This window comes from Neisseria sp. P0008.S010 (genome assembly GCF_051962715.1).
GTDB classification, from domain to species: Bacteria; Pseudomonadota; Gammaproteobacteria; order Burkholderiales; family Neisseriaceae; genus Neisseria; species Neisseria elongata.
Genome location: NZ_JBQCVA010000018.1, coordinates 15,983 through 28,428, shown reverse-complemented (window position 1 = coordinate 28,428; position 12,446 = coordinate 15,983). Strand labels below are relative to the sequence as shown.

Below are 12,446 nucleotides of genomic sequence, written 5' to 3'. Positions count from 1 at the left end.
AGGCGGCTGGGAGCGAAGGTATCTACCTGTTCCGTCAAGTGGGAGTTTCAACACACAGCCGCCTGAAGGCGGCTGGGAGCGAAGGTATCTACCTGTTCCGTCAAGTGGGAGTTTCAACACACAGCCGCCTGAAGGCGGCTGGGCCGACACGGTTTTGCTGTGTGTCTACCGTGAAAGGGTTTCAACACACAGCCGCCTGAAGGCGGCTGGTGGTTCCTGATTTTAGATTTGACACTAGTGTTAAAGTTTCAACACACAGCCGCCTGAAGGCGGCTGGTTGATTAAAGCTATCGGCCAAATCAGATAGGCATGGTTTCAACACACAGCCGCCTGAAGGCGGCTGGGTTCTTTCTGTTGTCGGTATTGGGGGTTTTGTCGGAAGTTTCAACACACAGCCGCCTGAAGGCGGCTGGATGTGATAGTAGCAAACGTTGAAATTGTGGAGCCAGTTTCAACACACAGCCGCCTGAAGGCGGCTGGTTCATCAACTATGGCGCGGTCTAGTGCTTCGTTAAGTTTCAACACACAGCCGCCTGAAGGCGGCTGGAATCTTCATATGCTTTAGGGTTATTTTTATGATAGTTTCAACACACAGCCGCCTGAAGGCGGCTGGCCTTTCGTCAGGAGGTTTGATATTCGGCAGATGCCCGTTTCAACACACAGCCGCCTGAAGGCGGCTGGTTGAGCAATAAAGACGGACTGTTTACCATGGAGGCGGTTTCAACACACAGCCGCCTGAAGGCGGCTGGCTGCACCGCCTGACTTTCCCCGCCTGCTCCTCCGGGTTTCAACACACAGCCGCCTGAAGGCGGCTGGTGGCCGCATCCGTTACGGGGATTATGATTGTGCTGTTTCAACACACAGCCGCCTGAAGGCGGCTGGGTCCCAGATGAGCCGGAAGAACCACTGCCACCGGTTTCAACACACAGCCGCCTGAAGGCGGCTGGCCCTGCCTCCCCTGCTCCGCCTTCGGCGTTGCCAGTTTCAACACACAGCCGCCTGAAGGCGGCTGGTTATAACGCCGAGCATTGTGTTAAATTTCATCGGGGTTTCAACACACAGCCGCCTGAAGGCGGCTGGCAATCTTCATATGCTTTAGGGTTATTTTTATGATGTTTCAACACACAGCCGCCTGAAGGCGGCTGGTCCAGTGTTACTTCGTATGATTTTTTGGTACCAGGTTTCAACACACAGCCGCCTGAAGGCGGCTGGAACGTGGCATAGATGCACCGATTGTTACCAGACAGTTTCAACACACAGCCGCCTGAAGGCGGCTGGTTTTGCATGACGAGGCCGTCCGAATCAATCGGGCGGTTTCAACACACAGCCGCCTGAAGGCGGCTGGCTTGGATGCTCCCCGCCCATGTACGCGTCAGCGTCCGTTTCAACACACAGCCGCCTGAAGGCGGCTGGCTTCTCGGCTCGACCGTTTCCGATACCGGCGACAGGTTTCAACACACAGCCGCCTGAAGGCGGCTGGACCGTCGTTTCCGGGTCGTGGTTGCAAATGCCCGGGTTTCAACACACAGCCGCCTGAAGGCGGCTGGGTCTACAAAGTGTCCAGCTGGGGCATTGATGAAATGTTTCAACACACAGCCGCCTGAAGGCGGCTGGTTCCTGCAGTGTGTTGTCCGACAGGGGATAGGTCTGTTTCAACACACAGCCGCCTGAAGGCGGCTGGAGAAAAAATCAAACCATTACGACAATCTATTGACGTTTCAACACACAGCCGCCTGAAGGCGGCTGGATATCCACCAACAGGTGAACACGAAATATAGATTGTTTCAACACACAGCCGCCTGAAGGCGGCTGGCTGTTTACAACTACACATTTGAAAACAAATTGATGTTTCAACACACAGCCGCCTGAAGGCGGCTGGCTGAAATGTTCGTTCCTGCCATACCTGAAATGGTCGTTTCAACACACAGCCGCCTGAAGGCGGCTGGCTCGATAATGTCGGCAATAATCTCAATAGCCGATGGTTTCAACACACAGCCGCCTGAAGGCGGCTGGGCGCAACGCAGGGGCAAAACCCTACCGCCTTTATTGTTTCAACACACAGCCGCCTGAAGGCGGCTGGGACGGCAGGGGCTGGGCAAGAGCCTGACGAAGTGTTTCAACACACAGCCGCCTGAAGGCGGCTGGGTCAGCTTGGGTTTGCCGTCAAGCGCCAAAACGTTTCAACACACAGCCGCCTGAAGGCGGCTGGCGGCGTGCCGTGCCACTCCTTCTTCTCCACGGCGGTTTCAACACACAGCCGCCTGAAGGCGGCTGGGTCGTCCAAGCTGCCGCGCAACCCGGCCACGGAGTTTCAACACACAGCCGCCTGAAGGCGGCTGGCTGCTGTGTGTAGCAGTTGCACGCTTTGGCCGAGGTTTCAACACACAGCCGCCTGAAGGCGGCTGGTGTAGCTTGCGCCGTAGTAGCTCTTAAACCTCGGAGTTTCAACACACAGCCGCCTGAAGGCGGCTGGATCAGGGTTGTTGCCGCAACGGCAACGCCATACTGTTTCAACACACAGCCGCCTGAAGGCGGCTGGGCCCGCACCACCGCCTTTGCCGCCACCTTGACCAGTTTCAACACACAGCCGCCTGAAGGCGGCTGGGTCAGCTTGGGTTTGCCGTCAAGCGCCAAAACGGTTTCAACACACAGCCGCCTGAAGGCGGCTGGGCCGAAGTAGTTAAGGCTTTGGGTTTGTGATTTTGGTTTCAACACACAGCCGCCTGAAGGCGGCTGGGTCGTGCAACACGCCGCGCGGACGCCCTGCCATCGTTTCAACACACAGCCGCCTGAAGGCGGCTGGATGTCTTCACGGCTCCGGCCTGTTGAGCAAAACAGTTTCAACACACAGCCGCCTGAAGGCGGCTGGAGGAATATCGCTATGGCGATTATGACAATTATGAGTTTCAACACACAGCCGCCTGAAGGCGGCTGGAAAAGTTGTTAAAGTAGGCTTGACGTTTTGCCTGTTTCAACACACAGCCGCCTGAAGGCGGCTGGATACTTTAGCCATGAGCCGTTTTAACAGCCTCATGTTTCAACACACAGCCGCCTGAAGGCGGCTGGATGATTTGTTGGAATTAGCAAGCGGTAGCAACCCAGTTTCAACACACAGCCGCCTGAAGGCGGCTGGAATGCCTTTTATCAGCAATCGACGCAAGAGGCTGGTTTCAACACACAGCCGCCTGAAGGCGGCTGGGCGGCCTTTTTCATAAATCCTGCAATACTTGGCCGTTTCAACACACAGCCGCCTGAAGGCGGCTGGCTTGGTCATTTCGCCTGCTCCACCAAGTCGGGCTGTTTCAACACACAGCCGCCTGAAGGCGGCTGGGGCCTGTGGTCTGGGCGGGCGTGGTTCGGGTCGGCGGTTTCAACACACAGCCGCCTGAAGGCGGCTGGGGTTTCAGCCAGCGTCCCCGGAGGGCTGCCCGAAGTTTCAACACACAGCCGCCTGAAGGCGGCTGGGATTGCGTTAAAGATGCGGTAAGTAGGGCTGCTAAGTTTCAACACACAGCCGCCTGAAGGCGGCTGGAGGCTGTTAAAGCGGCTCATGGCTAAAGTATGGTGTTTCAACACACAGCCGCCTGAAGGCGGCTGGCCAAACAAATCGGTTTTTTCAGACGGCCTTTGAAAGTTTCAACACACAGCCGCCTGAAGGCGGCTGGATGGCAACTGGGACGGAACGTACAACGTTCCATTAGTTTCAACACACAGCCGCCTGAAGGCGGCTGGTTGCTAATTTCGACTGGAAGACAGCGATAGAGCTTGTTTCAACACACAGCCGCCTGAAGGCGGCTGGATATTGAGATGCGAGATGTTGGAAAATCTCTACGTTTCAACACACAGCCGCCTGAAGGCGGCTGGCAGTATCTGGATGTTTCAAATACTGCATGATGTTGTTTCAACACACAGCCGCCTGAAGGCGGCTGGCGTCATATTCGGCTGGTTCGCCCCCGAGAGCATGAGTTTCAACACACAGCCGCCTGAAGGCGGCTGGGGGCTATTCGTTGTTCCATGCGCGGCAGGCGCAGGAGTTTCAACACACAGCCGCCTGAAGGCGGCTGGGTTGGCGGCTGCCAAGAAAATGCAGGCGGAAGACGTTTCAACACACAGCCGCCTGAAGGCGGCTGGCCGCCCGTCTTGGCGTTCCTGTGCTTACTTGCTGGTTTCAACACACAGCCGCCTGAAGGCGGCTGGCTCGTTCACCTTTCTCGCCTTTGAACGTAGCGAGTTTCAACACACAGCCGCCTGAAGGCGGCTGGCTTTCATCGGCACGTAAAGGATTTCGCCAGTGTCGCGTTTCAACACACAGCCGCCTGAAGGCGGCTGGTAGAGATTGTTTTTGATTGACCCATCACACACGGCGTTTCAACACACAGCCGCCTGAAGGCGGCTGGCTTTTCTGCGATATGACAGAACAAACACTGTTAGGGTTTCAACACACAGCCGCCTGAAGGCGGCTGGGAAGCCCATATTTGTCACCTGATGTATATGACACAGTTTCAACACACAGCCGCCTGAAGGCGGCTGGGAAGCAATCCAAGAAATCGAACAATTGGAAACAGTTTCAACACACAGCCGCCTGAAGGCGGCTGGACGAACCGATGTTGCTGCCAAATCACGCAAACTGGTTTCAACACACAGCCGCCTGAAGGCGGCTGGCGTGGAAATTCCGAAAGGATTTTCATTTGCCAAAGTTTCAACACACAGCCGCCTGAAGGCGGCTGGAACGAATTCTTGGACTTTTTAAAGGTCGTAAAAAGTTTCAACACACAGCCGCCTGAAGGCGGCTGGTTGCATCTTGAGCCAATTCGATTGGTGCAACCACAGTTTCAACACACAGCCGCCTGAAGGCGGCTGGATTGTCTTTAAATACATCTACACCCATCATGAACGTTTCAACACACAGCCGCCTGAAGGCGGCTGGCTACGATTAGCATAATCGTAGTACGCTATATTTGTTGTTTCAACACACAGCCGCCTGAAGGCGGCTGGTTATTGGTATTGATCCAATGTATTCGAGCACTAACGTTTCAACACACAGCCGCCTGAAGGCGGCTGGGGCGCTGTGTGGGGCTGGCCGTCAATCGCGGGCTTGTTTCAACACACAGCCGCCTGAAGGCGGCTGGGGGGCATGGGGACGTCTGCCCTTACTTGGGCATGTTTCAACACACAGCCGCCTGAAGGCGGCTGGTTTGGCAGGCTGTCGATGTTTTGGGCAACAGCGGTTTCAACACACAGCCGCCTGAAGGCGGCTGGTTCCTTAAATAGATATATTGTTATTTTATTTATAGTTTCAACACACAGCCGCCTGAAGGCGGCTGGTAATAAGGAAGTTATTGAAAATCCCAAGACAGTTGTTTCAACACACAGCCGCCTGAAGGCGGCTGGGGTTAAAAATTCTGCCTACGAAGCTGGTAAACAAGTTTCAACACACAGCCGCCTGAAGGCGGCTGGGTATCGATATTCCAAAAGGATTTGCTTTCACAAGTTTCAACACACAGCCGCCTGAAGGCGGCTGGAGCCTCTCTCAAAAGCCTTGCTCCATCAGGTTTCGCAGCCCTGATTTCGCTAAGCTCCCAAGAAAAGCGCGAACGCGAGTATAACACAGCCTTTTCCGTTACACCCGCATTCACAATATCCTGATTGTTAAAGAACAATCCCAGTTCGCCAACCCCGTCGCATTTTCATGAGAACCGCAGGTTGGCGATTCACACAATCAACGTATCCTTAAACACATCCACCGCCGGTTTTGCGCCGTGATGTTCCACTTTGCGCCGCCATTTGCTGCCCAGATGGTAAAAGCGCAGGCTGTCGGTTTCGGGGTTGTAGGTTTTCAAAAGTTTATCTTTTAAAACAACCCACTGGTCGGGCGCGATGTCGCATTCGAACACCGAATATTGCACGCGCACGCCGTAGTCCAAACACAATTTCGCCACGCGCCGCAGCCTTGCCTGTCCTTCCGCGTCTTCCAGCGAAATATCGTAAGTAATCAGCATCAGCATTTTGTATTCCCATGTGCAGGCTGCTTTAGAGGTCGTCTGAAAACATCCAACCCGTTTTCAGACGACCTGCAAACCTATCTCATCAAAAACGGCGGATATTCCGCCAAATCCCCGCGCAAGTGCCGCGCCAACAGCATGGCCTGAATATGCGGCAGTAGCCCGATTTCCACTTCCTCGCCCCAAAACGGATGCACGATTTTCTCCTGCTTTTTCGCCTGCAAGGTTTGGAACAAAAGCTTACGCGCCTCCGCTTTTAAGCTTACCGCACCGCTTGCCTCGGTAACAAAATCCTGCGGTTTGATTTGCCCGCGGTTAATCAGCGACAACACCAACCTGTCTGCCCACCATGCGCGGAATTCTTCCAAAATATCCTGCGCCAAACTGTCGCGCCCCGGCCGGTCGGCGTGCAGAAAGCCTACCTGCGGATCCAGCCCCACGCCTTGCAGCGCGCCGCTGATGTCCTTGCCTAAAATACTGTACACAAACGACAACAGCGCATTCACCCCGTCTCTGGGCGGACGGCGGTTGCGTCCGTCAAAAGTAAAGCCGCTTTTTTCGCTTAAAAGCTGCCCGAATACGCCGAAATAACGCGCCGCCGCGTCGCCTTCAATACCGCGCACCATGTCCAGCTTGGCCGCGCCCTTCAACTGCCGCAGCGAAATGTTCAAAGCATCGACCGCACTTTGAATCACCACATTCTCGCCGTAATTGCGAATCTGCCGCTGAAGCACCCGCTTACTCGCCTGAATCTTTGCCGCAATGATATTGCGCGCAATCGGTACGGGATTTTGCTCCGACACCCGATACTGCGCCCGACGCAGCAGCACATTGCCGCTTTGCCGCCCCTGAAACCGCCCTAAGAAACGTCCGTTCTCGGTAAAAAACACCAAATTTACATTATTTTCACCGCAAAACCCCAATAAAAACGGCGACACCAACACATTGCCAAAGCAGAAAATATGCCCGATAGAATGCACCGGCAACTGCGCCACCTTCTTACGCTCCTGCTCCACCACCAGCGTCTCCCGCTCCTTATGCAGATAGCTGCCTTGGGTGGTGATATAGAGCGTGTTTTGCAGTTTGCGCATGGGGAAACTCCTTGGGGTTTGACCGTACTTTTGGGGCTATGATTGGGCTACCTGAAAGACGGTAGGTCGGATTCTTGAATCCGACTCCAACATTGCCAGTCCACAACAATCATTTCAAATTACATCAATCTCAACAAATCTTTGGACACAAGTATCAGATCTTGTATCTACGCATATCAGATAAATCAATTAAATAAGTACCGCCATAAAAAAGGCGGTACTACTCAATCAAATTAAACAAAAAACAATCAAGGTTTCAACACACAGGCATCTATAAAGCACCTGGAATTATAGAGTGATCTTCTTACATACCTCCTTTAAAGACAAAAGACAAACAAATGAATATATTCACGAATGGAAACGGAAATATCCATCTATCAAATAGATAATCGTAAATACAGTTAATATTAGTATACTAACAATTTTTCTAATTCCCTTAACATGGAATAAAATTTCATCATCAGCTCTTTTTTCCAAATGAATTTTCCAGCCTTTATCGCTCCGACTACCCATTTTTCCTCCCATAACAAGATGTCAGGAGTCCATAATAGACCACTTCAAAAACAAAGTCAATTCCTTGATTGTTTATTGTGAAAATAATTCATTTACATACCCCACACTCCTATCCCGTTTCCCTAACAACTCCGGCTGGCAAATCTCCACCAACGAGCAGGCTTTGCAGTGTTTACCATAGTCGGGCGGCGGGGTTTGACCGCTGTTTAGGAGTTCGCGCACTGCGGCGATGGTGGCAAGTGTTTGGGCGCGCAGGTCGTCTGAAAACACGACGGGGACGCGGTGGCGGGTTTGCATATACCACAGCGCGCCCTCAGAGACGGTTTGCCCCGTCATTTCTTCCAAGCACAAACCTTGGGCGCAAAGCTGGATTTCGTCCATCGGGTCGGGTTTGGGCTTGCCGCGTTTGTATTCTACAGGTTTCAGGCTGCCTGTTTTCGTGTCCACTTCTACCAAATCCAACACGCCGCTGATGTCCAGTTTTTCCGCCGACACATGCACCGCCCGCTCAAAGCGCACGCCCTTGCGCGTTTCCGGCTCGCCCGAATCCACCCGCTCATGCAGCGCCTTGCCCTGCGCGGTCAAATAGTTCTCCGCCCACGCCTGCTCGTTGTGAATCAACGCGCATTGACGCGGGCAGAAGGCGTAGTGTTGCAGGGCGGAAAGGGGAATCAGGCGCGTGTCCTGATTTTCCCTTGGACTTTCAGTTGAAAGTGCGGTCATTTTTTCAAAATTTTCAATAAATTTTTGTTATAGGCAAAAAATTCTCTCTATCCATTCATCTTTATCGTATGGACCATGGACACTCTTAAAGCATCCTCTACTTTCAACGCTTCTATCCAAATCTTTAACTATCCAATCCGTAACGCAAATGACTTTGTTCGTTTCAGCAATAACACCTTTAACAATACCTATATGTAAGATTCTAATTTCAGATGATCCTTGCCCTTTCATTCGCTTGATTGCAATTCGATCGCCTACTTGTATTTGTTCTCCTCTTTTAAATTGTTCAGGTTGGTCTTTCTCCTCCCATCCCAGCATCCAATAACCATTTTTCACAAAAAACTGATCTTGATGATCCTGTCCACCCCAAGAGGCTCCAACTAACCAATATTTCATATTTGTTTCTCCAACTTGATAGAATGGTGGGCAAGGATGCCCACCCTCTCGTTAAAAGTACGGTCATTTTTTAAATGTTTTAGAAGCCGTCGATTTGTTGCGGAACTAAGCCATCAAGTTTTTCCAGTTCATAGCTGCCGTCCGCATTCACTTTCAGGCTGCCGTGCACTTTGGCCGAAGAATATTGCCCTGCTTTGCTGTTGTGTTCCCACCAGATAAGTTTCAGCACCTGCATGCTGCCTTCGGGGCGGGCGGATGATGCGTCGCCTTCAAAGAGTTTGGTGAGTACGGCTTTGATTTTTTCGGCATCGTCGTCTGAAAAGCCGGTGCGCTCGGCAAGTTGCGGCGACATTGCACCGAAGGCAACGTACACGCCCTGATCGACGCGGTGCTTCATGCCCATGGTGTCGGAAGATTTTTTCGTGCCGTCGCCTTCGCCGCTGACACTTTTGGTGATTTGGGTGCTGGTGATGTTAATTGGCTCGACGCTAAATGCGGATTGAATGGTAACGGGCCCGCGCACGGCGATGGATATGCCGCTGCTGCCGTCGCCGCTGAATGCGAAAACTTGTCCGAAGCTGCGTACATCCAGCCATTTTTCACAGGCTTTCTTGGCGGTGTCGTCTTTGTTGGCTTTTTTGGCGTTAAAGGCATCCGCACCCAAGCCGACATCTTTGTCTTTGGCACGGTTGGCCAGGCTGGTCATGCCGTCGGTTTTCTTTTCGTCCGATTGTACGAAGATGCTCTCGCCGCTGTCTTGCAGGCGGTCGCGGATTTTGCGTTTCAGGCACACATCGGTCATTTCGCCGAAACCTTGGAAATCAGCACGCGGGCGGTTACCGTTTAAGGGGTCGCCGTTAGGGTTGGCGTTGGTTACTTTCAGGATTAAGGCAAAGTCGATTTTTTTGGTTAAGCTCATTTTTGTTTTCCTTTAAATGGGTTATTCGTGGGTTTCGGTTACTTCTTGCTCGGGTTGGTTGGATTTGTTGCGATATGCCATTTTTTGGCTGTGGTATCCCAACAGGAATTCTGGTTCCAAAGGTTTGTCTAAATCGCATCCTTCCTGTTTCAAATCATCCAGCATGCATATAAGCTGATTAATTTCGTTTTCTCGATTGTTCAAAAAGCCTATCGGGCTGGTTAAAACAAATTTTTCCGAAATCCTAACTGGGTAGTCTTTACGCAATCGGTCTTTATACGGTTTCAGATTGGTTTCAAGCTGCTCCCATGTATGAAACGGACGCATAACAAAACGCTGCATGTAGTTTTCTGCGTTGGTTGCACGGGTTTCGTTGGCTATTCTCAACGCGGTGCGTTCTAAATGTTCGGCAACTGCTAGTAATCTACCAAATATATAATCGCGCGAGCGGTTTTGGGGATCCAAGCTCATAGGGTAAGTTCTCCGTTGTGATAAATCGTGATGACGGGCTCGCCAGCCTTTGTATAGGGCGCAGGCGACGCCGATGTTTCTTTGCCACTCCCAGTTTTCGCAGCCGTTCGGGTTGCAGGCTGCCTGAAAACTCTTTTGCACCAAATCTTCGGGAATCGGCACGGATGTTCCGCCTGCGATAACGGGCAGAAGGCGGGCATAAAGTTGTTTTTTGAGCGTGTCGGACAGGGATTTGCCGTACACGGCTTCGGCAATGCTGTAAGGCGACGGCGGGACGAAACGCCATTGGGTGCGCTTGTCGGTTTTTTTGCCGTTTTGGACTTCAATGCTGTAACGCTGATACCAGGAAAAATCGTCAATCCACGCGTCCAAATTGGCGAAATAGTCGGCAAGCAGAAATTCTTGGTAATAGGTCAGTGCCATGCGCCCTGGTGTGGCGGAATCGAGCATAATCAGGGAGATTTGTTCATGGCCTTTCAATTCTGCCTGATAGCCGTGCAGTTTCTTTTTGATGATTTGCGCAGCAGCACGCCCGATATTGACAGACCAATCGGGGGACGGCTGTTCAGATGATGTTTGCGATGAAAATTCATCAGGATTTTCAACCGCACTGATGTCCAGATTATCCCAATCGATTTCGCTGGAAATGTCTTTCATCGGCGACGGGACGGGTTTGCCGCTAATTGCCCATACGACGGTAACTTGGTCGCCGTTTCGGATGCCTTGACGGGAAATCAGCCAACGCAGCGCGCTGTGTGCCTTGGCGGATACATCTGCCGATACGTTGGCGGCTTCTTCGGCAGTGGCAAAACGCCCGCGAAAGGTGTAACCCGCCGTATCGTTGGAAGAAATCAGTTTGGCTTTATCGCCCGTGTGGCGCAGCTTGGCGGGATGCATGGTGGAAATGACAGTTTCTTCGCCCTGCACCAAGCAAAAACCTTTTTCGGCTTTTTCCGAAGCGGCGTAATCCGCCCAAGATTGCTGTATGGTTTTGTCCGTCCAAGTTTGGCTGTGTACGTCGCCCGCAATTTCCACTTGCCAGCAAACCAATGCCGAACCGAATTCGATTTCGCCTTTAGTTTTGGGTAGCACGGAGAAAATCGACGGTGCATCGCCTTCGGCTTCCCATTTGTTCAGCACTTTGTTACCGGAATCGAGCTGAAATATGCCTGATTCCACCAAATCGGCAACCACCCGCCCTTTGGCAACATAGTTCAACACAGCCTGCACTTTGGGATGGGCAAAAGGCGATTCGCACCATGCTGTGAGTTGTTTCAGGTAGCCGTCAAAATAGGCTTTCTTTTCACCGCCGTAATCGGCGTAATCTTTGGCGACATATTGGATTTTGTCAGCAAGCGGATGCGGGGCTTCGCCGCTGGTGCGGTTTTCAGACGACTCGGTGGCAGGCAGCAAAATCGCCGTTTTCGGCGGCATCACGCGTGCCGTCTGAAAATTGCCCTGACCGTCAATCACGATAACGATATGCGCGTTTTGGATGGTATGCCCGACCGGCGTCAGCGGCTCGGCATCATCGGTAACCCCCTGTTCCAAAATGCTTTCATACGTCCGATAAAGTTTCTGCATCCAGCTCATAATCCCAGCTCCTTGGCTTCATCTTCCACAGGCTTGACGTTTTCGCCGCGTTTGAACGGTTTTTCAGGCTGCATTTTGCGGATAAACCGGGTTTTCAGGCTGCCTGCACTTTCGTTTACACTGGGGAATTCAATCACGCCGTTTTGCATATTTGCCATCCAAAAACGGCTGACCAATTCGGGCTTTCCTGTTTCTTCGGGATAGCCAAAACTGTGGAACATCAGGCCGAAATCTAAGTTGTCGATTTCATCGTAAAATCCTGCTTTCCCATCTCGACTTGGACTGCCAAACTCGCAAGGCTCGACATAGCCTTGGCAATCGCGCGTGCCGAGAAAAATATCCTGCCGCCCACCGCGTTCCAACATTCTTCTGGCAATGGCGATGTGTTTGCCGAAATTGCGGTCGCCTGCCAATTCTTCCCAATGCTCATTCCATTCAAAATGGGCTTCCACTTGGTATTCCACGTCCTGCAAAAAGGTGTAAATCGCCAAAGTGTTGCCGCCGTTCCAATCCAGCGGCTTAGTGGATTTGCTTTGGGTGCGGATGGGTTTCATTACGCGGATGCGGTCGATATGCCAAATCAAAGTCGGCTTCCAGTAAATGCTTTTGACAATGCCTTTAATAGCTTCGTATGTCGGCACTTGGTAGCTGAATTTTTCGCCGCCAATTTTGGTAACGGGGTCGGTAAACAAGGCTTGCCGCCCCCATACGCGGAAACTGATTTTGCTGTCCATATTG

At 52.2% G+C, this 12,446-nt stretch carries 7 protein-coding genes and 1 CRISPR repeat array; all 7 genes read right to left on the bottom strand.

Features of this window, described 5'->3' with window-relative positions; all coding sequences use genetic code 11:
- Positions 1-44: 44 nt before the first annotated feature.
- Positions 45-5,522: direct repeats of the CRISPR family, unit length 32 nt; unit sequence GTTTCAACACACAGCCGCCTGAAGGCGGCTGG.
- A 189-nt stretch (positions 5,523-5,711) separates the two neighbouring features.
- Positions 5,712-6,005, bottom strand: coding sequence for a CRISPR-associated endonuclease Cas2 (cas2, locus tag ACTHSL_RS06430; RefSeq protein WP_003685729.1), 294 nt, complete (start codon positions 6,003-6,005; stop codon positions 5,712-5,714).
- 74 nt (positions 6,006-6,079) lie between these two features.
- On the bottom strand, positions 6,080-7,093 hold the full coding sequence (gene cas1c / locus ACTHSL_RS06425) for a type I-C CRISPR-associated endonuclease Cas1c (RefSeq protein ID WP_440380784.1): 1,014 nt from the start codon (positions 7,091-7,093) through the stop codon (positions 6,080-6,082).
- A 585-nt stretch (positions 7,094-7,678) separates the two neighbouring features.
- A complete protein-coding gene (cas4, locus tag ACTHSL_RS06420; RefSeq protein ID WP_440380783.1) occupies positions 7,679-8,329 on the bottom strand; it encodes a CRISPR-associated protein Cas4 in 651 nt (216 codons plus the stop codon).
- A gap of 27 nt (positions 8,330-8,356) precedes the next feature.
- On the bottom strand, positions 8,357-8,725 hold the full coding sequence (locus ACTHSL_RS06415) for a hypothetical protein (protein WP_440380782.1): 369 nt from the start codon (positions 8,723-8,725) through the stop codon (positions 8,357-8,359).
- Between the two features lie 79 nt (positions 8,726-8,804).
- On the bottom strand, positions 8,805-9,644 hold the full coding sequence (gene cas7c / locus ACTHSL_RS06410) for a type I-C CRISPR-associated protein Cas7/Csd2 (RefSeq protein ID WP_440380781.1): 840 nt from the start codon (positions 9,642-9,644) through the stop codon (positions 8,805-8,807).
- Positions 9,645-9,665: 21 nt separating this feature from the next.
- Positions 9,666-11,708 (bottom strand): type I-C CRISPR-associated protein Cas8c/Csd1, encoded by a 2,043-nt coding sequence (gene cas8c / locus ACTHSL_RS06405; RefSeq protein WP_440380780.1) that lies wholly within the window; start codon positions 11,706-11,708, stop codon positions 9,666-9,668.
- Positions 11,705-12,442 carry a type I-C CRISPR-associated protein Cas5c gene (gene cas5c, locus ACTHSL_RS06400; RefSeq protein ID WP_440380779.1) on the bottom strand — a complete coding sequence of 246 codons (738 nt, stop codon included), beginning with the start codon at positions 12,440-12,442 and terminating at the stop codon, positions 11,705-11,707. The genes cas8c and cas5c overlap by 4 nt, the downstream gene beginning before the upstream one ends.
- Between the last annotated feature and the right edge of the window lie 4 nt (positions 12,443-12,446).